This is a genomic window from Desulfolithobacter dissulfuricans (assembly GCF_025998535.1).
Lineage (GTDB): Bacteria > Desulfobacterota > Desulfobulbia > Desulfobulbales > Desulfobulbaceae > Desulfolithobacter > Desulfolithobacter dissulfuricans.
On record NZ_AP024233.1, the window covers coordinates 2,110,805 to 2,136,744 of the forward strand.

Annotated in this window: 21 protein-coding genes, 2 tRNA genes and 1 pseudogene; 15 read left to right on the forward strand and 9 right to left on the reverse strand. The window is 58.5% G+C overall.

The window, feature by feature from the left end:
- Positions 1–195: 195 nt before the first annotated feature.
- The 4 genes from GF1_RS09370 to GF1_RS09385 form a co-directional block, all read right to left on the reverse strand.
- Positions 196–1,590: a cobyrinic acid a,c-diamide synthase CobB gene (locus GF1_RS09370; RefSeq protein ID WP_267926270.1), complete on the reverse strand. Its 1,395-nt coding sequence runs from the start codon at positions 1,588–1,590 to the stop codon at positions 196–198.
- Positions 1,591–1,902: 312 nt separating this feature from the next.
- On the reverse strand, positions 1,903–2,553 hold the full coding sequence (locus GF1_RS09375) for a potassium channel family protein (RefSeq protein ID WP_267926271.1): 651 nt from the start codon (positions 2,551–2,553) through the stop codon (positions 1,903–1,905).
- Positions 2,554–2,698: 145 nt separating this feature from the next.
- Positions 2,699–4,069: a TrkH family potassium uptake protein gene (locus GF1_RS09380; RefSeq protein ID WP_267926272.1), complete on the reverse strand. Its 1,371-nt coding sequence runs from the start codon at positions 4,067–4,069 to the stop codon at positions 2,699–2,701.
- Positions 4,070–4,138: 69 nt separating this feature from the next.
- Positions 4,139–5,281 carry a tRNA-queuosine alpha-mannosyltransferase domain-containing protein gene (locus tag GF1_RS09385; protein ID WP_267926273.1) on the reverse strand — a complete coding sequence of 381 codons (1,143 nt, stop codon included), beginning with the start codon at positions 5,279–5,281 and terminating at the stop codon, positions 4,139–4,141.
- A gap of 102 nt (positions 5,282–5,383) precedes the next feature.
- Here GF1_RS09385 and GF1_RS09390 point away from each other — a divergent pair, with 102 nt between their 5' ends.
- The 14 genes from GF1_RS09390 to GF1_RS09455 all read left to right on the forward strand — a co-directional run bounded on the left by GF1_RS09390 (position 5,384) and on the right by GF1_RS09455 (position 17,744).
- Entirely contained in the window at positions 5,384–6,385 is a 1,002-nt protein-coding gene (locus GF1_RS09390) for a TIGR00266 family protein (protein WP_267926274.1), read from the forward strand.
- 45 nt (positions 6,386–6,430) lie between these two features.
- Positions 6,431–7,177: a putative metalloprotease CJM1_0395 family protein gene (locus tag GF1_RS09395; protein ID WP_267926275.1), complete on the forward strand. Its 747-nt coding sequence runs from the start codon at positions 6,431–6,433 to the stop codon at positions 7,175–7,177.
- A 267-nt stretch (positions 7,178–7,444) separates the two neighbouring features.
- The gene (locus GF1_RS09400) at positions 7,445–8,764 is read left to right on the forward strand and encodes a M18 family aminopeptidase (RefSeq protein WP_267926276.1); all 1,320 of its coding nucleotides are present in this window, start codon (positions 7,445–7,447) and stop codon (positions 8,762–8,764) included.
- Positions 8,761–9,426 (forward strand): lytic transglycosylase domain-containing protein, encoded by a 666-nt coding sequence (locus GF1_RS09405; RefSeq protein ID WP_267926277.1) that lies wholly within the window; start codon positions 8,761–8,763, stop codon positions 9,424–9,426. The genes GF1_RS09400 and GF1_RS09405 overlap by 4 nt, the downstream gene beginning before the upstream one ends.
- Before the next feature lie 129 nt (positions 9,427–9,555).
- Positions 9,556–9,630 (forward strand) — tRNA-Val (locus tag GF1_RS09410).
- A 153-nt stretch (positions 9,631–9,783) separates the two neighbouring features.
- Positions 9,784–11,712 carry a threonine--tRNA ligase gene (gene thrS, locus GF1_RS09415; protein WP_267926278.1) on the forward strand — a complete coding sequence of 643 codons (1,929 nt, stop codon included), beginning with the start codon at positions 9,784–9,786 and terminating at the stop codon, positions 11,710–11,712.
- Positions 11,690–12,310 carry a translation initiation factor IF-3 gene (infC, locus tag GF1_RS09420; RefSeq protein ID WP_267926279.1) on the forward strand — a complete coding sequence of 207 codons (621 nt, stop codon included), beginning with the start codon at positions 11,690–11,692 and terminating at the stop codon, positions 12,308–12,310. The genes thrS and infC overlap by 23 nt, the downstream gene beginning before the upstream one ends.
- A 140-nt stretch (positions 12,311–12,450) precedes the next feature.
- Positions 12,451–12,648: a 50S ribosomal protein L35 gene (gene rpmI, locus GF1_RS09425; RefSeq protein ID WP_267926280.1), complete on the forward strand. Its 198-nt coding sequence runs from the start codon at positions 12,451–12,453 to the stop codon at positions 12,646–12,648.
- 117 nt (positions 12,649–12,765) lie between these two features.
- Positions 12,766–13,116: a 50S ribosomal protein L20 gene (gene rplT, locus GF1_RS09430; RefSeq protein WP_267926281.1), complete on the forward strand. Its 351-nt coding sequence runs from the start codon at positions 12,766–12,768 to the stop codon at positions 13,114–13,116.
- A 100-nt stretch (positions 13,117–13,216) separates the two neighbouring features.
- The gene (gene pheS, locus GF1_RS09435; RefSeq protein WP_267926282.1) at positions 13,217–14,227 is read left to right on the forward strand and encodes a phenylalanine--tRNA ligase subunit alpha; all 1,011 of its coding nucleotides are present in this window, start codon (positions 13,217–13,219) and stop codon (positions 14,225–14,227) included.
- 225 nt (positions 14,228–14,452) lie between these two features.
- Positions 14,453–16,897: a phenylalanine--tRNA ligase subunit beta gene (gene pheT, locus GF1_RS09440; RefSeq protein WP_267926284.1), complete on the forward strand. Its 2,445-nt coding sequence runs from the start codon at positions 14,453–14,455 to the stop codon at positions 16,895–16,897.
- Positions 16,898–16,900: 3 nt separating this feature from the next.
- Positions 16,901–17,197, forward strand: coding sequence for an integration host factor subunit alpha (locus GF1_RS09445; RefSeq protein ID WP_267926285.1), 297 nt, complete (start codon positions 16,901–16,903; stop codon positions 17,195–17,197).
- A 1-nt stretch (position 17,198) separates the two neighbouring features.
- Positions 17,199–17,579, forward strand: a complete 381-nt coding sequence (locus GF1_RS09450) for a MerR family transcriptional regulator (RefSeq protein WP_267926286.1) — start codon at positions 17,199–17,201, stop codon at positions 17,577–17,579.
- 88 nt (positions 17,580–17,667) lie between these two features.
- Positions 17,668–17,744: transfer RNA gene (locus GF1_RS09455), tRNA-Pro, on the forward strand.
- 193 nt (positions 17,745–17,937) lie between these two features.
- On the opposite strand, the gene GF1_RS09460 is transcribed toward GF1_RS09455, so the two are convergent.
- The 5 genes and pseudogenes from GF1_RS09460 to GF1_RS09485 all read right to left on the reverse strand — a co-directional run bounded on the left by GF1_RS09460 (position 17,938) and on the right by GF1_RS09485 (position 24,461).
- Positions 17,938–18,753 carry an STAS/SEC14 domain-containing protein gene (locus GF1_RS09460; RefSeq protein WP_267926287.1) on the reverse strand — a complete coding sequence of 272 codons (816 nt, stop codon included), beginning with the start codon at positions 18,751–18,753 and terminating at the stop codon, positions 17,938–17,940.
- Positions 18,754–19,313: 560 nt separating this feature from the next.
- Positions 19,314–20,422, reverse strand: a pseudogene (locus tag GF1_RS16485) (ABC transporter permease).
- Positions 20,423–20,434: 12 nt separating this feature from the next.
- Positions 20,435–21,583 (reverse strand): ABC transporter permease, encoded by a 1,149-nt coding sequence (locus GF1_RS09475; RefSeq protein WP_267926290.1) that lies wholly within the window; start codon positions 21,581–21,583, stop codon positions 20,435–20,437.
- Positions 21,580–23,361: an ATP-binding cassette domain-containing protein gene (locus tag GF1_RS09480; RefSeq protein ID WP_267926291.1), complete on the reverse strand. Its 1,782-nt coding sequence runs from the start codon at positions 23,359–23,361 to the stop codon at positions 21,580–21,582. The genes GF1_RS09475 and GF1_RS09480 overlap by 4 nt, the downstream gene beginning before the upstream one ends.
- 26 nt (positions 23,362–23,387) lie before the next feature.
- The gene (locus tag GF1_RS09485) at positions 23,388–24,461 is read right to left on the reverse strand and encodes an HlyD family secretion protein (protein WP_267926292.1); all 1,074 of its coding nucleotides are present in this window, start codon (positions 24,459–24,461) and stop codon (positions 23,388–23,390) included.
- Between the two features lie 120 nt (positions 24,462–24,581).
- On the opposite strand from GF1_RS09485, the gene GF1_RS09490 reads away from it, so the two are divergent.
- Positions 24,582–25,478, forward strand: a complete 897-nt coding sequence (locus GF1_RS09490; protein ID WP_267926293.1) for an IS1595 family transposase — start codon at positions 24,582–24,584, stop codon at positions 25,476–25,478.
- Positions 25,479–25,940: the final 462 nt, after the last annotated feature.

The following is a 25,940-nucleotide window of genomic DNA, read 5'->3' on the forward strand; positions in this document are numbered from 1 at the left end:
TGACCTGTAAAACCGATGCCGGGCACACCCTGTCTGCTCAAAAAAATCCGGGGCCACGACATCCGGCCCCGAAACAGAGATATCAACTGTCCATCGCCCCCTGCCCTGCCATGTACCAGATGGTGCGGAGTGCGTCATTCTTGTGACATTATAGCAGTAAACGTGGGCGAGAGCAAAAAAGTGTTGGCCAAAACATCAGCGATTGACCACGTTTTTATACTGTAATGCCTGACGGACAAGCCCTTCGGCCCAGAGCGGGGTACCGGGCGCCAGGACATGAGTGTATAATGCCATAACATTTTTCTTCACCAGCCCGTCGCGCCTGTCCATGAATCCGACCCCGCGTTCAATGCGCAGGGCCAGTTCCGCGCTGGTCCCGTTCCACTCCATGATGGTGGAATAGCGGAATTCATGGCCCTTGACCCGGGTTCCCACCGGATAGAAGGGATTTTCCCGGTCCACGGTGAAGATGGAGTAACCATGGGCCTGGGGCTTGCCCGACAGACCGAAGGTGACCGGAAAGACCCCAGCCAGGGGATATTCCCGGCCATCGAGGATGATGGAGCGGCCAAGAAATATAAGCCCGCCGCATTCCGCGTACATCGGCAGCCCCTTTTCAGCCATGGTCCGCACCGATTCCCGGAACGAGACGTTGTCGGCCAGCTGCCGGGCACTGGTTTCGGGAAACCCGCCCCCGATGTAGAGGCCGTCCAGGCCATCGGGCAGTTTCCCGGCCTCCAGAGCATTGATCATCACCAGCCTGGCCCCGGCCCGGCGCAGGGCCTCCAGGTTTTCCTCGTAATAGAACTGGAAGGCCGCGTCCCTGAGGATGCCGATGGTCACCCTTTCCCCTGAGACCACCTTTGACTCTCCCGTGACCGGAGACACCCCGGTTTCCCCCATCAGGGAGGTGATGGCCTCCAGATCAAAATGTTTTCGGGCTATCCTGGCCAGCTGATCCACGGCTTCATCGGCGGTGCCATATTCCTGGTGGGGGGTCACCCCGAGATGACGCATGGGAAAGATATCACGTTTCATCCGCGGGACAATGCCCAGAACCGGGACATCGGTGTATCGCTCCATGGATTCACGGATAATGCGTTCATGGCGGGCAGTGGCAATCTGGTTGAGGATCACCCCGGCGATCCGGACCCGTCTGTCCAGTTCCCGGCAGCCGAGAACCAGGGCGGCAACGGTCCGGGTTGTCTTGGAGCAGTTCACCACCAGCAGTACCGGCAGGTCCAGGTGCAGGGCAAGCTCGGCGGTAGAGAAGCCGCCCTCGGCATTGACCCCGTCATACAGCCCCCGGTTACCCTCGACAATGGCGTACTCGGCGCCGACGCCATGGGTCCGGTAGGAGTGGGTTATGGTTTCGGGATCCATGAGAAAGGGATCCAGGTTATAGCACGGCCGCCCGGCAGCCGTGGTCAGCCAGCCGGCATCGATATAATCAGGCCCTTTCTTGAAGGGTACCACGCTCCGTCCGGCTTCCCGCAGGGCTGCGACCAGGCCCACCGAAACCACGGATTTTCCTGAGCCACCGCTCATCCCGGCCACCACCAGCCCTTGTACCTTGTTGGTTTTCTGCATGATAATTGTTTGATAAATAAAATTTATATGAAAGTCTCGTCCCACCCTCCAGGGGGACAACAGCTTTCATGTTACGTTGTGCAGGCCGTGGGAGCCTGCATGGGTGTTAGAATAGATGTCCGCCCCTCAAAGGAGCCGGTAATAGCTTTAGCCCGCAGGACGTGTACGTGCACGAACACGATATTTTATGGCAAAGATGTTTCTCCCTTACCCTGCCCCGGGAACCAGCTTTTCCCTTTTTGATAAAACAGTCGGCAAAGTCTGGCTATTCACCTTTCAGGCCGTTAAAAAACGCAGTTTTTCAACGGCCTGCTATGAGCGTATCTCCCGGCTGTCCGTGGTCTTGCGGATGACGATCAGCCGGTCGCCCTTTTTCAGTTCATAGTCGGCCCGGGGAAGAAACTGAAAATGGGGCTCGTCCTCCCGCCGGGTGGCGATTACCTGGACCCCGTACCGGTTGGTCAGGTCCAGGTCCTTCAGGGTCTTGCCGGCCCAGCGGTCCACCACCAACTCCTGAAACGACATTTCAGTATCAAAACTGGCGTACTGGATAAATCCCGGGATGGCGACCTTGGAGGCCAGGTGCACGGCGGCCAGCTGTTCCGGGATGATCACCGTATCCACCCCGACCTTGTAGAGCAGTCTCTGGTGATCAGGGTTCACCGCCTTGACCCAGACCTCCTCAACCCCAAGCTCTTTCAGGTACATGGAGATCATGGTGGAGGCGGCAATGGAATCGCCCACGCTGACCAGCACATGGGTCATCTCCCGGATACCCAGCTGTTCCAGGGCATCCTTGTTGGTGGCATCGGTCCGGTACACCTGGGCGAGCACGTCCCGGGCCTTCTGCACCTTGGCCGACTGGTTGTCGATCCCCACAACCTTGTACCCCAGCTCGGCCAGGGTCTGGGCAAAATAGAAGCCGAACTTGCCAAGACCAATGACTGCGATTTCCTTTTTCATGACACCCTCACCACTCCCCCGCACCACCGACCCGACAAGATCGGGACGGCGCCGGCAGGAGTATCATTGTAGTACATGAAAGGCGCCACCGGGCCATGCCGGGGGACACCTTCCGATCTCCTGTAGAGGCTGGCCAGGATGGCCCTTAACCGATTAACAGATCTCCCTCCGGACGAAAATAACTTTCCCGGCGCTGGATATTCTGCAGGACCGCGATAAAGAGCAGGGGTCCCAGCCTGCCGATAAACATAAGCGCGATGATAATACATTTGCCGGGGAGCGACAGGGTCGGTGTCAAGCCGGTGGACAGCCCGGTGGTGGCAAAGGCGGAGACCACCTCGAAGACGATCTCCAGCAGCTGTCCCCGGGACTGGATATGGGGCACCTCGCCGCCCTCGGTGACACTTAGCAAAAGCACGGCCACGCAGATGATGGAAACCGAGAACAGGGTCAGGACCAGGGCCCGGTTCAGTGTTTCCCGGCTGGTGGCGATGCTGCCGACCACCACCTGTTCCCTGCCCCGGATCTGGGCCACGAAAAAGGCAACCATGACCCGAAAGGTGGTCACCTTGATGCCACCGCCGCACGAACCCGGGGCCGCGCCGATCAGCATGAGAAAGATAATAACCAGCAGAGAGACATTGGTCATGTGCTCGATGCCCACGGTGTTGAAACCGGCGGTCCGGCTGGTCACCGACTGAAAGAGGCTCACCAGGAGCGCCGTCGCCGTGGGCAGGCTGCGCTCATACAGGGCGTAGTCTGCCACATAGACCAGCAGCCAGCCAAAAACGATGAGAAAAAGCGTGGTCTGCAGCACCACCCGGGTATACCAGGTCAGGCGGACCGGCCTGCGGGTATGGGTAACCGCTTGCCTGGTCCGGGCCCCCAGCCAGGTGCCGGTTTCCACCAGCACGGAAAACCCAATGCCACCCAGCACGATCAGGGCGATAAAGACCAGGTTGACCGGCAGGCTGCTCTGCCAGCGCATCAGGCTGTCGGGGTAGAGGGAAAAACCGGCGTTACAGAAGGCGGAAACCGCGTGAAACACCGCCAAATAGCTGTCCATGCCGCCACCGGAAGCCAGGGGCAGCAACACGGCGCCCAAGGCCTCGATGCCCAGGGTGAGCAGAACGATACTGATCAGAAACCGGCCCAGGTGGAAGGAGGGATCATGGAGCAGATTCTGACCCACGGCGATGCGGTCGGTGAGCGAGACCCGCTGGCGCAGGAGATACATGGCCAGGGATGTCAGGGTCATGATCCCCAGCCCGCCCACCTGGATGAGGACGAGGATCACCGTCTGGCCGAACCGACTGTAGACGGTGCCGGTATCCACCACGGCAAGACCGGTGACACAGGTGGCCGAGGTGGCGGTAAAGAGCGCATCTATCCAGGAGATCGCTGATGTGCCCCGGCTGTAGTCCGAATGCAGCAGCACGGCGCCGATCAGGATGGTGAGGCCGAAGAACAGGATCGGAAAGAGAAGCGGGTGTATAGTTAAGCGAATTCTGCGCATGGCGGCAAATGTAGTCCAGGAGGACGGACCTGTCCAGCACTGGTTGGGCGGCGGGGAGGAGAACTGTTCTCACAGCGGTATTGACAGCATGTCCAGGAGCCAGGCATGGTAGCGCGGGCCCAGCCTGACCCAGGAAAAACGCTCGGTCAGCTCCAGCCGCTCTTCCCGCTCCATGGCCGGCCGGGTCCGGAGCAGCTCGCGCAGCCTGGCGACAAAGGAAGCATCCCTGTAGCGGTATCTGTCCGGAAAATTTTCCACGTAGGCCAGCCGGTCCGGCACCAGCGGCCAGCAGCCCGCCCGGACCGCTTCGAGCACCGCGATGCCGAAAAATTCATGCCGGGCCGTGGAGACAACAATATCACCCCGGCCAAGAAAGGCAGCATAGGCTTCCCTGTCCGGTGCGTAGCCGAAATGCAGAAGCTGGCGCTGAAACATCTCTTCCACCCGGGAAAAAATGGCTGGCCGGTTCCTGAAATGCTCACCCAGGACCAGGAGCCTGAAATCGACACCCCCGGCGGCCAGCCGTTCCAGGGCATGAAAGAAAAACTCCGGGTCCTTGTCGTGTTCCCAGCGATGGTTCCAGACAATGACCGGCAGATCTGCCCGATGTTTCTGTTTTGCTGCCCTGTCCATGGGACGGAAATCGATTCCCGGCGGCAGGACCCTGCTCTTGGCCAGGATCTGGTCGGCCAGGTCCACGACCTTCATATCGGTTGCCTTTTTAAGAAAAAACCGGACACCCTCGAGGAAGGTGTCCCGGTTATAGCAGGAGTTGAACGCCAAGGTATCGGCGGCCAGAGCCGAGGTGAAATTGATGGCAGTGAACTGGAACCGCTGCGGATCATCCACCTGGCCGGGATAGGCGAACTGGTTTTCATGGAAATACAGCGCGGCCGGCAAGCGGATACCTTCGCGTCCGAGCAGGGCCTGGAGCACGGAGAGATCCAGGAAGGTGGAGACCAGGAGGCCGTCGAACCGCGCCCCCTTTGCATACATATCCTTCACCTGCCGGGCCATCCACGGGGCAGCCAGCTGCATGCGCATCTTCCATTTCCGGGCCGGCAGTGAAACGAGGGTAAAATCCATGTCCACGTGCTGAAAAAGTCCCTGGAGGAAGGCCCGGTGGGAACCGCCGTAATAGGGTTCAAGGACACAGATCCGCGCCCTCTGCTTGCCATTAATGCGATTGAGTACTATTTTTTCTTCATTCATGGTGGATTTTTATATACCATAGAGTACAGGGAAAAGAGTCTGCTTTATTCAGGGCCACTGGATAGCAGAAAACAACCCTCACCCAGACAAGAGGTACATACGATGGCACGCTGGTACGTCGCGGTCAATGGCACATCCACCGGTCCGTTTTCCCTGGACCAGATACGCAAATCCCTGGCCAGTGGGGAGTACACCGACACTACCCTGGTCTGGCGGGACGGTTTTTCCGACTGGCTGCCCATGGGCGAGGTGGAGGAGCTGAGCGGTCCGGCCCGGGAAGCGGCACCAGCGCCTCCGCCGGTCTCCGGACAGCGGGCCCATGAGATCGACTTCAAGATCTTCGGCCACGAGATGCAGTTTGTCGAGATCGAGCTCGACCCAGGCGAGAGCGCAGTCTCCGAGGCCGGGGCCATGATGTACATGTCGGACCGGATCACCATGAAAACAGTCTTTGGCGACGGCTCGGACGAATCCCAGAGCGGCGGATTTTTCGACCGGATGCTGGGGGCGGGCAAGCGGCTGATCACCGGGGAAAGCCTATTTATCACCGTGTTCACCTTCGAAGGCCAGGGCAAGGGCCGGGTGGCCTTCGCCTCACCCTATCCGGGAAAAATCATCCCCCTGGACCTGAAAAAGTATAACCAGCGGCTCATCTGCCAGAAAGACGCCTTTCTCTGCGCGGCCAAGGGCGTGTCCATCGGGGTGGCCTTTCAGAAAAAGATCGGCGTGGCCCTGTTTGGCGGGGAGGGCTTCATCATGCAGAAGCTGGAGGGCGATGGCCTGGTCTTTCTCCATGCCGGCGGGACCATTGTCGAAAAACAGCTGGAACCGGGCGAGATTCTCCGGGTCGATACCGGCTGCCTGGTAGGGCTGACCGAGACGGTTCAGTATGACATTGAATTTGTCGGTGATGTCAAGTCGGCCCTTTTCGGTGGCGAGGGATTTTTCTTTGCCACCCTGCGCGGCCCAGGCCATGTCTGGCTCCAGTCCCTGCCCTTCTCCCGCCTGGCGGGTCGCATCTGGAGAGCCGCGCCCCAGGCCGGCGGCCAGAGCCGGGGTGAAGGATCGGTCCTGGGCGGCATCGCCACCATGTTTGAACGATAAGATGTCATGGCCATCTCCCCTGTGACATACAGCCCTTGGAGCGGCTTGCAGAACGCGGATGTCTCTGCCCGCGCAGGATCCCGTCTGCGCTCCGAACCGGTGCGCAGGGTCATTATTCCTGCGGCCCCGGCAGACACGGGCCAGGAGCAGCCCCCGCAGGGAACCGACGACCGGGTGACCATCTCTGCCGAAGGCCGGAAACAGGCCCGGGCCAATGGCCGAAACGGTGAGCGCGACAGGGCGGGAGAACCGGGAAACAGCCGGGACACCGAGAGTGCCGGAACCGACCGGCAGGCCCCGAAAAAATCGGCCGACAGCGACAGCCGGCTTACCGCCGAAGAACAGCAGGCCCTGATGCAGCTCAAACAGCGGGACCGGGAAGTCCGCTCCCACGAGCAGGCCCACCTGGCCAATGCCGGCGGCTATGCCCGCGGCGGAGCCTCCTTTTCCTATCAGACCGGGCCCGACGGCCGGCGCTACGCCGTTGGCGGTGAAGTGCCCATCGATATAAGCAGGGAATCGACCCCGGAACAGACCATCCAGAAGATGCGGACTGTCCGGAGGGCTGCCATGGCCCCGGCCAACCCCTCGTCGGCGGACAGAAACATTGCCGCCACGGCGAGCAAGAAAGAGGGTGAGGCCCTGCGCGAGCTGCGTACCGAGCAGCAGGAGGGTGGCGAATCGCTGGCCGGAGGAACCGTGGAACCGGCCACCGAGACCCCCGACAGCAGCGGGGCCGGCCCGATCAGCGATGAAACGGTGACCGGCGGGCGGATATCGGTCATTGCCTGAGGCCGGCCGGGAAGGTCACTTCATGGCAAGGATATTCATCCCGACCCTGCCCCGAGGCCAGGGTTATCTGCCGAACACCCATGCAGGCTCACACGGCCTGCACAACGAAACATGAAAGCTGTTGTCCCCCTGGAGGATGGGACGAGACTTTCATATAAACCAGCATGGCTGGACCATATTTCGGCACTGTCCAGCCACAACAGACCATGAAAATCACCCTGGCAACACCTCGCCCTGAGGCGATTTTCGGATAAATCACAAAAAAACATGGCACACGATCATCATACCGACGCCCTGCTCTCCTTTCTGGCCGACTCGCCGACCAGCTTCCATGCCACGGCCAACCTGACGGCCATGTTGCAGGAGGCCGGCTTTGTGGAACTTGTCGAAAGCGATCCCTGGACCGATCTCAAGCCGGGAAGTTATTTCATCCGGCGCAACCAGTCCAGCCTGCTGGCCCTGGTCCTGACCGGAGAAGACCCGGTCAGGACGGGTTTTCGCATGGTCGGCTGCCACACCGACAGCCCGGGACTGAAGCTCAAGCCCGGGGCCCTGCATACCGGCCACGGCTTCGTCCAGCTGGGAGTGGAAGTCTATGGCGGGCCGCTGCTGGCCACCTGGTTTGACAGGGACCTGTCCCTGGCCGGACGGGTGGTCTGGCAGGACAGCGATGGCTGCCTCCATACCAGCCTGGTCAACTTCGAGCGGCCGGTGGCCATGATCCCCAGCCTGGCCATCCACCTGGACCGGGAGGCCAACAAGAATAAAACCATCAACCGGCAAAACGACCTGGTCCCGGTCCTCATGCTGGAGAAAGAGAGCCCGACCCCGCTCCGCGAGATCCTGGCCGCGCAACTGGCCAGACAGTACCCTGGCAGCAAGCCCGCCACTGTACTTGATTTCGACCTTTTCCTGGTGGACTGCCAACCGCCGGCAAAAATCGGCCTGGAGGAGGAATTCATCGTCTCGGCCAGACTGGACAACCTCCTCTCCTGCCACAGCGCTGTCCGGGCCCTGGTGGACACGGTGCCGGAATGCAACACCATGGTCATTCTCCATGACCATGAAGAAGTGGGTTCCATGACCCTGGCCGGGGCCCAGGGCTCATTTCTCTCTTCGATCCTGGAACGGATTCTGCCTGGGCCGGGCCAGCGTCAGGCGGCCTTAAAACGATCTTTTTTTATCTCGTCGGACAATGCCCACGGCGTGCACCCCAACTTTGCCGACAAACACGATCCGCACCACCTGCCCCGCATCAACAGAGGCCCGGTGCTCAAGAGCAACGCTGCCCAGCGGTATGCCACCGACGCGGTGAGCGCGGCTTTCTTCCGGGCCCTGTGCGGGATGACCGACGTACCGGTGCAGGAATTCGTCATGCGCAGCGACATGGCCTGCGGCTCCACTATCGGCCCGCTGACATCGGCAGCCCTGGGCGTGGCCACGGTGGACGTGGGCGTGGCCCAGCTGGCCATGCACTCCATAAGAGAACTGGCGGGAGAGCGGGATGTCTGGTATCTTTACCAGGTAATGTGCTCCTTTTTAACCCTGTCCACCCGAAATAATCTATGGCGTTCCCTGGCAGCATGACAGCATTCCCCTCCCCGCGGGCCCGGCCCGGGCTCCTTATCCTGGCCAGCCTCCTGCTTTGCCTGGTGCTGCCCTGGCCAGCGGAGGGTTCGCTGGACCATTACATCCGTAAATACAAGAAAATCAAGGCCAGCCCGGCCCAGCTGAAAAAGCTCAGGCAATATGACCACCTGATCACCTATTATGCCAACATCGCCTACTTCAAGCCCCGCCACAAGGTCAACGCCGATTTCATGCGGGCCCTGATCCTGGCCGAGTCCAACGCCGATCCCCGAGCGGTCTCTAAAAAAGGGGCCAGGGGGCTCACCCAGATCATGTATGCCACCGGAAAACAGGCGGCCCGTGAGCTGCTGGCAAAAAAAATATCCTTCCGCCATGTATCGGCCACCACCCTGCGCAACCTCGAGCCGGATGATCTCCATGACCCGGCACTGAACATCCTGCTTGCCTGCTACATGATATCCAAATATAATGCAACCTACGGCGGAAAACTCGACCTGGTGGTCTCGGCGTGGAATGCCGGCGAAAACTCGATAAAAAACAATAAACCACCGAACTACAGGGAAACCCTGGACCTGATCGGCAAGGTCAATGGATATTTTGTCTATTTCCTTTACCAGGGTCGGGATTCCTACCGGTACGCCTACCGATATCGAAAATAAAGGGAATTGTTTCACCGGTGGGAAGTAGCTTTTCCTCTTGACACGGTGAGTGTTTACTGGTATTTGAGTTGCGTTTTTTCAAAACATGATTTACTCTTACAGATTCGAGAGTAAACAACAGGACCTAGCAGGCGCGTAGCTCAGTGGGAGAGCGCTACCTTGACGCGGTAGAAGTCGGCGGTTCAATCCCGCCCGCGCCTACCAGAATACCAAAGGCTAAGAGCCGGGCATTATATCGCAATATTGCCTGCTCATTAGCCTTTACTTTTTGACAGCGGCCATCAAGAGGAATCCCCACCTGCCGGGCAGGCGGAAGATCCCGGGCAAAAGAACCTCAGGATACGGCCTGAAGACGAGATGAGCGAAATCACTGTTTCCATAAAAGACGGCAAGTCCGGACAGTTTGCCAAAGGCACCCCGGTGGCCGAAGCGCTGAAGGAGCTTGTTTCCAACAAGCAGCGGAAGCAGACCCTCGCGGTTCTGGTGGATGGCCGGCCCGTGGACCTCAGCGCGCCGTTGGAAAACGATGCCGTTCTGGAGCCGATTTCCATGCGTTCTGACCTCGGCCTGGAGATCCTGCGCCATTCAGCGGCCCATATCATGGCCCAGGCGGTCAGGGAACTCTATGGCGAGGACGTCAAGGTGGCCATCGGCCCGGCCATCGAAGACGGCTTTTATTACGATTTTGACCGGCCGCAGTCCTTTACCCCGGACGACTTCGAAGCCATTGAGAAAAAAATGGCGGAAATCGTCGCCGCCCGACTGCCCTTCACCAGGAAAGAGATGCCCCGCGACGAGGCCATCGAATATTTCCGGCAACAGGGCGAAGTGTACAAGGTGGAGCTCCTTGAAGAGATGGAGGAGGATACGGTCAGCCTCTACCAGCAGGGTGATTTTGTCGATCTCTGCCGGGGTCCGCATCTGCCCGACACCTCCTGGCTCAAGGCCTTCAAGCTGCTCCGGGTTGCCGGTTCCTACTGGCGGGGCGACGAAAAGCGTCCCATGCTCCAGCGGCTGTACGGCACTGCCTTTTTTGACAAAAAGGAACTGAAGAAATATCTCAACCGGCTCGAAGAGGCCAGGAAACGGGATCACCGGCGTCTCGGCAAGGAACTGGGGTTGTTCACCATCTCCGACCAGATCGGTCCGGGGCTCATTCTCTGGCAGCCCAGGGGCGCCATGCTCCGGCGGCTCATCGAAGACTACTGGAAGGAAGAGCATTACCGGCACGGGTATGAGCTGCTCTATACGCCGCACATTGCCCGCCAGGACCTGTGGAAGACCTCCGGTCATCTGGACTTCTACGGCGAGAACATGTATTCGGGCATGGAGATTGACGAGGTCAAGTACCAGCTCAAGCCCATGAACTGCCCGTTCCATATCGGCATCTACAAGAGCCAGAAACACAGCTACCGGGAATTCCCCATCCGCTGGTGCGAGCTGGGGACCGTCTACCGGTATGAACGGACCGGGGCGCTGCACGGGCTCTTGCGGGTACGCGGCTTTACCCAGGACGATGCCCATATCTTCTGCCGGCCCGATCAGCTGGAAGACGAAATATTCAATATCATCGATCTCAATCTCCACATCCTGAAGACCTTCGGATTTGCCGACTACGACGTATACCTCTCCACCAGGCCGGACAAATACGTGGGCAGCGACGAACACTGGAATCTCTCCACCGAGGCCCTGAAGTCGGCCATGGAGAAAAAAGGACTGGAGTACACCATCGATCCCGGTGAAGGGGTCTTCTACGGTCCCAAAATCGACATCAAGATCAAGGATCAGCTGGGGCGTTCCTGGCAGTGTTCCACCATCCAGGTGGACTTCAACCTGCCCGAACGGTTCGAGATGACCTATACCGGCGAAGACAACAAGGAACATCAGCCCATCATGATTCACCGGGCCCTCATGGGCTCGCTGGAGCGGTTCATCGGGGTGTTGATCGAGCATTATGCCGGGGCCTTCCCCCTGTGGATGGCGCCCGAGCAGGCCCGGATCCTCAACATCACCGATGCCCAGGCCGGCTACTGCGATGAGATCCACGCCCGGCTGCGCGAAGCCGGAGTACGGGTGGAAAAAGATCTACGCAACGAAAAGCTCAACTACAAGATCCGCGAAGCCCAGCTCATGAAGGTCCCCTACATGCTGATTATCGGCGACCGGGAAATGGACGAGGGCACGGTGACAGTGCGCAAGAGAAATGGGGAAAATCTCCCGCCCATGACCGTGGAGGCCTTTGCCGATATGGTCCACCGGGAGTGTGAAGAAGGCAAGCAGGCATAGAGCACCGACCTGGGCGCCTGCGACAAGACGAAACGGAACAGGAGGAACGGACATTAAAAGACGAGGTAGAAGACTTCCGCAGAAACAGGAAATCAAGATAAAGGTTAACGAACAGATTACCTATCCGGAAGTTCGGCTCATAGATGCCGACGGGGAACAGCTGGGCATCGTCTCCACCAAGGAGGCCCTGGACAGGGCTTATGACCAGGACTTGGATCTGGTCGAGGTCTCAGCCTCAGCCAAACCTCCGGTCTGCCGGATAATGAACTACGACAAGTTCCGTTACGAGCAGAAGAAAAAACAGCAGGAAGCCAAGAAAAAACAGACGGTTATAGAGACCAAGGAGATCAAGTTCCGGCCCAAGACCGAAGAACACGATCTCAATTTCAAGATAAAGAAAATCAAAAAGTTCCTGGCCGCCAAAAACAAGGTCAAGATCACCATGCGCTTCCGGGGCCGTGAAATCATTTATGCCCAGTCCATCGGTCTGGACGCGCTGAAGAAAATCGCCGATGAACTGCGTGACGACTGCGTCATTATCCAGGAGCCGAAGATGGAAGGTCGGCAACTGGTTATGTTTGTCGGTCCGAAAGCTTAATGACAACGGCCGACCAGGTCGGAGCGGGTTTGACCTGCACTTTTTTTCGGACAGGCGACAGGGTTGCATGATCCCGGCCTTTTTGTAGACAGTTTTTGATTACCGGCCGGAAAAGGTCGACTTTTGCAAGGAGATATACCATGCCCAAAATGAAAACAAACCGGGGTGCGGCCAAACGCTTCAAGGCCACAGGTTCCGGCAGGATTAAGAGAAACAAGGCCTACAGCAGTCACATTCTGACCAAAAAGTCCACCAAGCGCAAACGCAACCTGCGCAAATCCGCCCTGATCTGTGATGCGGACATGAAGGCTGTGCGGCGCATGCTGCCCTACCTGTAGGCAGGCGAAGAAGACAAAAGCCCTGTCACCTGACGAGGGCCAGTACGAAAACACATTGTACTCCCGGCGCCCGCGGCGTGACAGGGATGACAGGAAAACATTATCTGGAGTAGAAAGATGCCTCGTGTAACACGTGGATTCAAAGCCCGTCGCAGAAGAAATAAAGTCCTGAAAATGGCAAAGGGATACAGGGGTGGCAAGCACCGGCTTTACCGGACCGCCACCGAAGCCGTGGACAGGGCACTCTGCTTTGCCTATCGCGATCGCCGGACCAAGAAACGGGAATTCCGCCGGCTGTGGATCACCCGCATCGGTGCCGCCGCCAAGATGAACGGCACCAGCTACAGCAAGCTGATCCATGGTCTGAAGGAATCCGGCATTGAACTGGACCGCAAGGTTCTGTCCAACCTGGCCATTGTTGATCCCAACGCCTTCACTCAGGTTGTAAAGGCCTCCGGCGTTAACTGAGAGACCGGGATGGAGTCATCCTGCTCAGACAATTGATGAAAGCCAGCGGCCGTACAGGCCATCCTGGAACCTTCAGAAAAACTATCCACTTCTCTATTCAATGGAAGAAGAACTAAAACGCCTCAAGGCGGAGGCTGAAGAGGCCCTGGCGGCCATCACTGATGCTTCCGGCCTTGAGCCGTTCCGAGTCCGGTTTCTTGGCAGAAAAGGATCGCTGTCCACGGTTATGCGCCGGCTGGGACAGGTTCCCAAGGAAGAGCGTCCCCGTCTCGGCCAGCTTGCCAACAGTATCAAGCAGGAGATCTCCGACCGGTTCGAGACCCTGAAAGCCTCCCTCTCCAGCGGTGATGCCGGACAAACGAAGGGCAGAGAAGACCTCAGCCTGCCAGGACGGTACCTGCCCTTTGGCAAGCTCCATCCCGTCACCCAGGTCATGGAAGAGATCTGCTCCATTTTCGAGGGCATGGGCTTTGCCGTGGCCGAAGGCCCCGATGTGGAGCTCGATCATTACAACTTCGAGGCCCTGAATATTCCCAAGCACCATCCGGCCCGTGACATGCACGACACCTTTTATGTCACGGAGTCCATTCTACTGCGAACCCATACCTCGCCCATGCAGGCCCGGATCATGGAGAAACAGGATCCGCCCCTGCGCTATATCGCCCCGGGCAAGGTCTACCGTTGTGATTCCGATATTACGCATACCCCGATGTTTCACCAGGTGGAAGGATTCCTGGTGGACCGGGATGTCTCCTTTGCCGATCTGAAAGGCGTCCTCACCAGTTTTACCCGCCGGATGTTCAAGGATGATCTGGCCCTGCGTTTTCGCCCGAGTTTTTTCCCGTTCACCGAGCCAAGCGCTGAGGTGGACATAGCCTGTGTCATCTGTGGCGGTTCGGGATGCCGGGTCTGCAAGAAGACCGGCTGGCTGGAAATCCTCGGGGCCGGGCTGATCGACCCCGAAGTGCTCAAAATGGTCGGCTATGATCCGGACGTCTATTCCGGATTTGCCTTTGGCCTTGGCGTGGAACGTATTGCCATGCTCAAGTATGGTATTGACGACATCCGTCTCTTTTACGAAAACGATCTTCGCTTTTTAACTCAGTTTTAACCCATAATCGATGATGGTGTGGCCACCGACCCGACCCCTGGTTCGGGAACGGACGCATCATAGTTGTGGCCGGACAGCCTGCGGGTTGTGCCGGTCCAGTGGTTTGTCCGGAGAACGCTCTCCGGTATCCGGTTGAAAACCTTGTCCCGTCCCGGACGGTGAACAGGGTTTTCATGATTCGTTGCGCAGGATCCGCTGTCCTGCAGGTGTGAGACAGGTATATTCATGAAATTCACCATCAGCTGGTTAAACGAGTACGTCCAGGTCAAGGACCTGAACCCGGCCCTGCTGGCAGACAAGCTGACCATGCTAGGCCTGGAAGTGGAAACCGTGCAGGAGCTGTACAGGGGCGTGGCCGATATCGTGACCGCCCGGGTTCGCCAGGTCCGCAAACACCCCAATGCCGACCGATTGACCCTGTGTGATGTTGAGGTAGGCGATGAAACCATCCAGGTGGTCTGCGGGGCCCCCAACGTCCGCGAAGGGCTGGTCACCGCCCTGGCCCGTCCGGGTACGGTTGTCGGCTCCATGAAGATAAAAAAGGCCAAGGTCCGGGGTGAGGTCTCCATGGGCATGCTCTGCTCGGAAAAGGAGCTGGGTTTAAGTGAGGATCACTCGGGGATCATGGAACTGGACGACTCCATCGCTTCGGGGTTGCCCCTGGCCGAGGTGCTCGAGCTTGACGACACCATGATCGAGATCGATCTTACCCCCAACCGGCCTGACTGCGCCAGTGTCATCGGTATTGCCCGCGAGGTTGCCGGCGTTACCCGGAGGGAGCTGACCATTCCGGTTACCGACCGCGATGTGCCTGCGCCTGACAACGACGGCCCGGAATTCTCGGTCCGCATCGACGAGCCGGAACTCTGTCCCCGATATGCGGCCACCAAGCTTGTCGGCGTCACCATAAAACCGTCCCCCTGGTGGCTCCAGAAACGGCTCATGGCCGTGGGAATGCGCCCCATCAACAACATCGTCGACATCACCAACTACGTGATGCTCGAATATGGCCAGCCACTGCATGCCTTTGATTTCCAGAAACTGGCCGGTGGCGCCATCGTGGTCCGACGCCCCTCAGCGGACGAGATGACCTTCACCACCCTGGATGGCGTGGAGCGTACCCTTTCACCAGATACCCTCATGATATGCGACCGGGACAAACCGGTGGCCGTGGCCGGGGTCATGGGTGGACTTGACTCTGAAGTGACCGACGTCACCACCGAGGTGCTGCTGGAGTCGGCCTGCTTTGACCCGGTCTCCATCCGCCGCACGGCCAGAAAACTCAACCTGCCCTCCGAGGCCTCTTACCGCTTCGAGCGGGGCGTGGACCCGAACGGCTGTGCCCGGGCCATGGAACGGGCTGTTCGACTCATGGTCGAGCTTGCCGGAGCCACGGTGAAAGGTGCGCCCAAGGATCTCTATCCGGGCAAAAAGGAACCCCTGATCCTCAAACTGCGGGTCCAGCGGGTATGCCAACTGCTCGGCATTGAGCTTGGCGACACCGAGATCGCCGATTATCTGCGCGGTATCGGTTTTGAGGTGGAGGGCTCCGGCGAGGTGCTCCAGGTGCGGGTACCCAGCTTCCGGATCGACATCGAACGGGAGGTCGACCTGGTGGAAGAGATCGCCCGGCTGGTGGGCTACAACGATATCCCCACCACTCTGCCCAAAATCACCATGGACTATCCCGAGCGTGATCCACTGCGGACTCTGCGCCAGGACATTGCCGAACTCCTGCGGGCCAACGGCTTCTGCGAGGCCATCAACTACTCCTTTGTTTCGGAAAAACACTGGGACATGATGGGACTTGGCGAGAATGACCCGCGCCGCCAGGCTACCCGGCTGCTCAATCCGCTCTCCGAAGATCAGGCCGTCATGCGGACCATGCTGCTGCCGGGACTGCTGGAAAATATCCGCCGTAACATCAATTATCAGCAGACTGACATCCGGTTGTTCGAAACCGGCAAGACCTTTATCCAGCGGGAACAGGGGAGTCAGCCTGAAGAGCGTTTTCAGCTCTGCGTGGTCATGAGCGGTAACCGGTATCCCGGTGCGAGACCTCTTTACTTTTCCGGCTTGCAGGCAGACTTTTTTGATGTTAAGGGAGTGGCCGAATCGCTGCTCCGGGAACTGCGGATTGCCGGCTCCAGCCAGGCAATCGAATTCAGAGAGCCTGAAAGCGGTGCTGTTCAGCCCTACGGTGATCCGGCCGGTTTTCTGACCATCATGGACGGAAACACGGAAATCGGCAGACTGGGCCGACTGCACCCGGCCACGGCCAAGCAGTTTTCCATCAAGCAGGAGGTCTATTTCCTGGAAATGGATGTGGAAACGCTCTGTGGCCTGCCACGGGCTGAAAAGTCCTTCAAGCCGCTGCCGAAATTCCCGGCCGTGAAACGGGACATCGCCCTGGTGGTGCCCGAAGAAGTGGAGGCCGGTAAACTGCTGGAAGAGATTCATGCCCACAAGGCAGAGTTGGTGGAGCATGCGGACATATTCGACGTGTACCGGGGGAAACCCATTGAACCCGGAATGAAGAGTGTCGCCCTGACCGTGACCTACCGGTCTGCGGAGAAGACACTGGACGATGAAACGGTTGACAGATTTCACGATAAAATTGTAAGCTCACTGATGTCCCGCTTTGGCGGTCGATATCGGGAAGGACAGTAAAAGATGAAGAAAAAAAACGTTACCCGCAAGGAACTTGCTGTAGCAGTAAATGAACAACTCGGCGTATCTCAGCGAAATGCCGCTGAGATTGTAGACACTGTCTTTGCCACCATGAAGAATACCCTGGTGGGGGGCGAATCCATCAAGCTGGTCCAGTTCGGCACCCTGACCGTACGGGACAAGTCGCCGAGAAGGGGCAGAAATCCACGGACCGGAGAGGCCATGACCATCACCAAGCGTAAGATGGTTTCCTTTCGGTCCAGCAAGCGGCTGCGGGAACGGCTGAATAACAACAAGTGATGTGAATACACAGACTGCCGGAAGTTCAGTCCAGATACCGGAAAAAAAATACTTCCGGATCGGTGAGGTCAGCAAGCTTGTTGGTGTTGACCCTCATGTACTGAGATACTGGGAGTCTGAATTCAAAACCATCCGGCCCCGACGGGCCAAGTCCAAGCAGCGGCTCTACCGCCGCAAGGACGTCGAGACCCTTCTCCTAATAAAGACGTTGCTGCACGAAGAGGGGTATACCATAGCAGGAGCCCGAAAGGTCCTGGCCGATGGCGGTAGACGCCCGGTGGTCCCGAAACCAGGGCCCGTGCTCACCGGTTCCAGCGAGCGGCTGGCCTTTATCAGAAAAGAACTGCAGGCCATCCAGGACATTCTTGGTCGCAGGGGATGAAAACACAAGAAGGCTGTTGACATACACAGCCGCAGGATGCTAAAAGAGACACCATAAATTTCGGACCGCATCCCGGTCCAGCAGATATCGGAACGTAGCGCAGCCTGGTAGCGCACCTGAATGGGGTTCAGGGGGTCGGAGGTTCAAATCCTCTCGTTCCGACCAGTAAATGAAAAACGGCCGCAACTCATTGCGGCCGTTTTTTTGTTCTTTTGTTCTTTGTTTTTCGCGCAACCTGTACTGCTCTCTTACATTATCTTGTTACCCGCCTTGAGTGCAGGACTCCGGGAACAATCCATGGTATGCCCGGAGCGATCACATCCACATCGCAGGTTCCTCACCTCGCCTGTGAAGATTGCTAACGCACGGTAAGGACATCACAACCACTGTGGTGGACCAGGGCATTGGCCACCGAGCCGAGGACCCGCTTCATTCCCCGCCGGCCACAGGTGCCGGCCACGATGAGATCGACGTCGTGCTGTTCCGCGTACCTGGGAATGGCCACCTTGGGTGCGGAATCGAGGATCACGATCTCTGCCTCCCTGGCTCCCAGTTCGTCCGCCCACTGCCGCAGCCTGTCCTCGGCCCGTTTGCGATGCTCCTCGTGCCGGGCCAACCATTCCTCGACAAAGACCGGCTCGTAGAATTCATCGTAGAGCATCGGGTCATCCACCACGTAGACAAAACTGAGTTTTGCGCCGTAGTTCCCGGCCAGTTCCACCGCCCTTTCCGCTGCCCGCCGGGCATGGGGGGAGAAATCGGTGGCCAGTAGAATATGACTGTAGGGCTTGAGCGGTTCTATCGCCTCCTGGCCTTCCTCCGCCTTGAGCCAGGCAAGGGCCTCATCCATGGCATCCCTGGGAAAAAACTTGATTTTGGCATTAAAGAAGACATTGGAGAGCCGGCTCATCCACTCGAGCCAGCCCGAATCGCCGACCACGGCTATTTTCTTGAAGTCCCTGGCATGTTCCAGGCCGAACTTGAGATCATCCCAGGCTGCCCTGGGTTCCCAGCCCTGAAAATCTTCGAACACGGCCAGCACCGATACCGGCCCTTCCCGCTCGATAATCTTTTCCAGTACCGGAAGAAAGGCCTTGTAATCCTCATCGGTCAGTTTACCTGTCGCCTTGAAGGCGACCACCCCGTCTATATTCACCGGTAGTTCCTGAAACATGGTGCACCTCCTTTCAGATCGTTTCACCCTGCCTGGCGCGGACGCTGCCGGAAATTTCCGAACACGCCCGGTCACAGTCTGTCCCGTTTACAAACTATGCATTATTTCCCACCTGTCAAACCGTCAACCCGTGGCGAGCAGGGTCAAACATCCAGCCACTCCCGAAGGGACCGGTACTGTCTCAAATCCCCGGGGCCTGACAGAGGGCCAAGGTTATCCGGCGAGCTGGTTTTCCATGGCCACCGATTTGTTCCTCCGGATCACCACCATTTCATTGCCTCCCCGCTGGAACTCATAGGGTACCTCCCGAACAGACGCCATACAGCCCCGTTGCAACAGGGCACGAACAAGGGGTGGGAGATGGGGGTGAGACTGTGCCCTGGAGGGTGACGAGCGGGAAGATTCGCACCTCGCGGGCCACCCGGAGCAACTCCAGGACAGATTGAAGGTGGAAATCAAGGGAGAGATGGTCACTGTAGAGCAGGAGAAAATGGGAACACAGCGCAAGATCAAAACTATCGGCGGCCAGGGAAAAGACCGGATCCGGGTCGGCACCGTTATCAGTACATACGCTTTCGAAACATCAGGGCGGCCGTGGTCAGGGTCGTGAGTCCGATGAGCGCCATGGGCCAGTACTGGGACCAGAGTAGATCAAAGGAGGCCCCCTGAAGAAACACCGAACGGACAATGATCAGGAAATAACGCATTGGATTGAGATAGGTCAGGTACTGGACCAGTTCCGGCATGTTCTCGATCGGGGTGGCAAAACCCGAGAGAATAACCGCCGGGACCAGAAAGAGAAAGGCGCCCATCAATCCCTGCTGCTGGGTGATCGACAGAGCTGAAATCATCAGGCCGATGCCCACGGCAGAGAGCAGGAAGATGAGCAGCCCCAGGTACAGGGCCGGCAGGCTGCCGCGCAGGGGAACATGGAACCAGTAGACCACCATGGTGATGACCACCGTGGCCTCGATGACCCCGATGATCAGCCCGGGCAGGGATTTGCCCACCAGGATCTCGAACGGCGTCATGGGGGTGACCAGCAGCTGGTCAAAGGTGCCGGCCTCCCGTTCCCTGGCCACAGACAGGGCCGTGACCTCCAGGGTGACCACCAGGTTCAAAAGGGCGACGATACCGACGATGATGAACCAACGCGAGTCCAGGGTGGCGTTGAACCAGGCCCGCTGGACGACCACGGCCGGCGGCTTGTACCCCCGTGCCTGGCCATCCACGAGGTGCTGAAGGTGGAAACAATATTCTGCACATAGCCCAGGGCGATCATGGCGGTGTTGGAGTTGCGGCCGTCGATGATAACCTGGAGCCGGGTCGGTTTGCCGGAATGGAGGCTGGCGGAAAAATCCGGCGGCACGTGGAGGACCATCAGTACCTTGCGGGTATCGATGAGCGGCGCCACCTCGCCATCGCTGTCCACGGTGGTGTAGAGCTCAAAAACCTCGGAACCGGAGAAATGGGACAGCAGCCTCCGGCCTTCGACGCCGCGGTCCTCGTTGTAGACCGCGTAGGAAACATGGTTGAGATCAAAGCTGGCCGCGTAGCCGAAGATGAGGAGCTGGGCAATGGGCGGGACAATAATGACCATCCGGCTCTGACGGTCCTTGAGCACGGAAAGAAATTCCTTGATCATGAGGGCAACTATCCGGCGCAGCATTGCGTATCTCCCCTACTCCAGACGTTTATGGGATTTTTTCCGGATCAGGATCAGAAAGACCGCCGCCATGATCATGAGCCAGAAACAGTTGTAATAAAAGATCGACCAGATATTGCCGGCCAAGAACACGGACTGGAGAATGGAGACAAAATAGGTGGCCGGAACAATACGGGTAACCCACTGGATAACCATGGGCATAGAATTGATATCAAAGACAAAACCGGACAGGATAAAGGCGGGAAGAAAGGTGACCACGATGGCGGTCTGGCCGGCGACGAACTGGCTGCGGGCATTGATGGAAATCAGCAGGCCCATGGCGATGGCCGTGAGCATGAAAATGGCCGAGGCCACGGTCAGGGCCAGGACTGAACCCAGAAGCGGAACCTTGAACACATAGACGGCCATAAGCACCGACAAAACCATGCCTCCCATGCCGAGGATGAAATAGGGGACAATCTTGCCGATAAGGATTTCCCGGATCGAGACCGGGGTCACCAGCAGGGCCTCCATGGTTCCCCGCTCCCATTCCCGGGCCACCACCATGGATGTCAGCATGGCGCCGATGAGCGTCATGATAACCGCGATCAGGCCGGGCACCAGATAATCCCGGCTGCGGACCGCCGGGTTGAACCAGACCCGGTACTCCACCTGGACCGGAATTTTCAGAGGCCGGCCCAGTTCTTCGGACATCCGGACCAGCCACTGGAGCCAGACCCCGTTGATGTACCCTTCGATCAGGCGGGCCTTATTGGCGTCCACCCCATTGATGATCCCCCCCACCTGAGCCCCGCCGCCCCGCAGGATCTGGCGGCTGAAATCCTGCCGCAGCCAGACGATACCATCAATCCGGCGCTCCATGAGGGCCTTTTCGGCCTCCTGGATGGAGCCCATGGGTCGGGGTGAGAAAAATTCCGACTGGTTGAAACCGCTGACCAACTCGGTGGTGCCGGGGCCCGGTTCATCGACCACGATACCTATGCCCACGTCCCGGGCGTCCAGCGAGACCCCGTAGCCAAAGATCAGCAGGAGCAGCACCGGCAGGACAAAGGCGATACCGATACTGGAGGGATCGCGGATGATCTGCAGGCTCTCCTTGCGGATCAGGCCGCGCAGACGCATGAAATCGATTTGACCCCGTGGTGTTTGCTGTTCCCCTTTCATGATCCGTTCCGGGCGGCAAACTGTTCAATCAGGTAGATAAAGGCGTCTTCCATGGTTGGCTCGGGAATTTCCGCCGTGGCGGTATCCTCCTTGAGCGATTCGGGTGTGCCGGTGGCCAGTACCTCTCCCTGGGCCATGATCACCAGCCGATCGCAGTATTCGGCCTCTTCCATGAAATGGGTGGTCACAAGCACGGTGACCCCGGCTTCGGCCAGACCATTGATGTGGTGCCAGAATTCACGCCGGGCCAGGGGATCGACCCCGGAGGTGGGTTCATCGAGAAAAAGGATCTCCGGCTCGTGCATAAGCGCCGCTGCCAGGGCAAGGCGCTGTTTGTAACCTAGCGGCAGATCGCCGCTTGCGGCATCGCGCACCGGCTCAAGCTCGAAACTCTCCAGGGCCCACTGGATCCGTTCTTTCCGGGTACGGCCACGCAAGCCGTAGGCGGCTGCAAAGAAGCGTAGATTCTGAAACACGGTCAGCTCACCATAGAGGGAAAACTTCTGGGCCATGTAGCCGATCTTTGCCCGGGCCCGGGCCCGGGCCACCCGCAGATTCTGGCCCGCCACCTCCAGGATGCCTCCCGAGGCAGGCAGCAGACCGCAAAGCATGCGGAAAGTGGTCGATTTACCGGCCCCGTTGGCCCCGAGCAGACCGAAGATCTCACCGCGTTTGACGGTAAACGACAGGTTTTTCACCGCGTAAAAGCTGCCGAAACGGCGCTGCAGATCCCGGACCACGATCACATCCTCTTCCGGGTCGGTGTCCCTGGGGGTGGCCCGGATATCCCTGACCTTGCCATAGCGGCCCTCTTCCTCGAGCCGGGTCCGCAACAGACCGATAAAGGCATCCTCGAACCGGGGTTCCACGGCCTGGACGTCCAGGAAGCCGGGACCGCTAAAGAGAGTGGCCACCCGCTCCCGGTCCATGGGGTCCCGGGTGACCAGCCGGACCCGGTCGCCCAGGATAATGGCATCCATGACCTCCGGCCGCCGACTGAGCCGTTCCTGGAGGGTACGGCGGTTTTCCCGGTTGCTGCGGAGCATGAAACAGTGCCCCTGCGTCCGCTCACTGAAGCTATGGGGCGGTCCCTGGCCCAGGAAGTGGCCCTCGTGAAGCAGGATCACGTCCTGGCACCGTTCCGCCTCGTCGAGATAGGCCGTGGAGAGCAGAACCGACATGCCCTCCTCTTCCACCTGGCGATAGACAATGGACCAGAGTTCGCGGCGGGATACGGGATCGACCCCAACGGTGGGTTCATCGAGGAGCAGCAGTCGGGGAGGTTTGATAAGGGTGCAGGCCAGACCAAGTTTCTGTTTCATGCCGCCGGAAAGCCGGCCGGCCAGCCGGGAGGTGAACGGTGCCAGGCCGGTGAGCTGCATGAGCTGGGCGTAGCGGACCGTGCGTTCGGCCGATGGTACCCCCTGGAGATCACCATACAGGTCCAGATTTTCCTGAACCGTGAGGTCTTCGTAGAGCCCGAACCGCTGGGGCATATAGCCAAGGCGGGTCTGGATGACGAGAGCATCGGTCACCGCGTCCATGCCCAGCACCGTGGCACGTCCCTGGTCGGGCCGGAGCAGGCCGGACACCAGCCGCATAAGGGTGGTCTTGCCCGCCCCGTCCGGACCGATGAGCCCGGTGACAATACCCTGGCGGACAGCAAAGGAAACCTGGTCCAGGGCCCGCACCTCCCGGTTGCCGATGAAGAAGCGCTTGCTCAGCTCCTCCACCTGCAGAACATCGCCACCAGCCGTGCCCAGTGTGCGGGATTCCATGTCAGCGGTCCACCAGATCCATCAACTCATTGACCTTTGGAACCAGTGGATCTGGCCGGGGACTCCTGGCAGACGGTGGCCCGATCCAGCTGCCCTGGGGGACGGGCCTGGGTCAGATCCACGCTTACTGTGGCCGGCATGCCCAGACGCAGTTCATTCCGAGGATCGCAGACAAAGACCCGAACCTGGTAGACCAGCCGGGTCCGGAGTTCCGGGGTTTCCACATTCTTGGGAGTAAATTCGGCAACCGGCGAGATGTAGCCGATCCAGCCGCGATAGGATTTGCCGGGATAGGAATCGGTGGAGACCGCGGCTATCATCCCGGGGCTGATACGACCAAGCTCGGTTTCAGGACAGTAGGCCCGTACCCAGAGAGGATCGGTCAGGGCCAGGGTGAGCACCGGAGTGGCGGGAGAGGCCATGTCTCCTGGTTCGAGGATACGGTCGCGGATCAGACCGGAGGTGGGGGCATGGAGGCGGGTATCGGCCAGTTCCCGGCGGGCGAGTTCCACGGCCGCCTCCCTGGCCCGCAGCTTGGCCCTGGCGGCGGCGATATCTTCCTGCCGGGGACCGAGGATGACCAGTTCCAGTTCTTTTTTTGCCGCTTCCAGGGACTGGACGGCGGTTTCCAGGGCCGTCCGGGCGTCATCGGCTTTCTGTTTGGCGATATCACTGACCGCCACCAGCCGGGACAGCCTCTCATAGGTGAGGCGGGCATTTTTTACCCGCGCCTCTTCCGCCGCCACCCTGGCCCTGGCCCGGGCGATTTCCTGGGGCCTTGAACCGGCCTCCAGTCGGGCGACCTCATGCTTCTGGGCCTCCAGTTCGCCTTCGAGCTGCTGCAGCCGGGCCCGGTAGCGGGCATCATCGATCTCGGCCAGCAGGTCGCCCTTCTTAACCTGGTCCCCTTCTTGGACATGTACGGCGGTGATACGCCCCACATCCTGAAAGGCCAGCTGGACCTGGCGGATATCAACATTGCCGTAGAGCGTAAGCACATCCTGGGGAGCGGCCTCGCGGGTGGCGTACAGATAGCGTCCGCCCGCGACACCGGCTGCCAGGACCAGCATTCCCACCAGAACCGTACGAAATTTCCCCACCCTGTTCACCTCAGTTGCCAGAATTACCGAACAAAAATTTATATGGCTCTTAACATTTTTCAGCTAATGCTTATATTTATAACAAGATCAAGCAGATACCGGCTTGAAGGAGGTCTTGTTATGAAGATGCCAGCAGTCTCCTTGTTGGAGTGGCAGAAAAAATTTGGCAGTGAAGAAGCGTGTGCGGCCGAGTTGGCAAAAGTGCGATGGCCGGATGGCTTTTTCTGCCCAAGATGCGGCAGCCGAAAAGCAAGCTATATTTCCACCAGACATCTCTACCAATGCTCCAAGTGTCGCCACCAAGTGTCCATCACCGCTGGTACAATTTTTCATGCCACAAAAATTTCACTCGTCAAATGGTTCTGGGCAATTTATCTCACCGCCTCCGATAAGGGTGGCATTTCTGCTCTGCGTCTTGCCAAGCACCTGGGTGTTTCCTGGCTGACCGCATACCGAATGTTGCGAAAAATCCGGATGGCCATGGCTCATCGCGATTCCATATACCGCCTTAAAGGGTTTATTGAACTCGATGATACTTATGTAGGTGGCAAACGATCCGGCAAGCGAGGGCGAGGTGCAGAAGGTAAAAAGCCTGTACTGGTGGCGGTTGAAATGCACCCGGATAAAGGTGCCGGCTTTACGGCTATGAAGGCTGTGGAGACAATTTCCCATGATACGGTGCAGTCTTTCCTTACCAGAAAGCTGCTTACCGGGCAAAAGGTTAAAACCGATGCTTTGCCGGCTCTGACTGTGGTTGGAACGAGCCAGCAGCATGAGAAAAAGATTACACCACCAGAGGAAGCCGCCAAATGGTTGCCTATGGTCCATGTGATCATCGGTAATATGAAAGCCTTTCTTACGGGCACCTTTCATGGGGTAAGCCTCAAGTATCTGCAAGAATATCTGGACGAATTCTGTTACCGATTCAATCGAAGATTCTGGGAGCCGGAATTGCCCATGCGTTTGCTCAACGCTTGCTTGGCCCATGTTCCGGTGACTAAAGCTGAATTTGGTTAAGAGCCATAAAAATTTATGTGATTACCATCAATCTTCAGCATTGAAACCAGTGCCGGGCCTCGCTTGTTTCACGGGACGCCATAAACCCGTTCCTGGGGGCTTGACTGTGGCCATCCAGGCCACAGACACCCGTGCAACAAGCAAGCCCCGACACCTTCATTCATCGGTGGCTGAATTTCAGTGGTAATCAGAAAAATTTATTATAACCTGAATCCGTGAAGCTGGAATTTCGCCGCATACGCCGGTTAAGCGAAGACTCCGGGTAGAGGCCCATTGATGAGAGTGACGCTCTATCAATCGTTGATAACGCCGCGGATGCGGTGAAAGTCGAGCTCCCGAAGGGTGGCTCCATTACAAAGGGTGAATTGGAAAACCCATTATCAACTTTTCGTTTTGATTGAAATTCAAGGCAGCTATCCAAAAACAATAGTTTTTCCGTCACGGATTCAGGTATCATCCAGA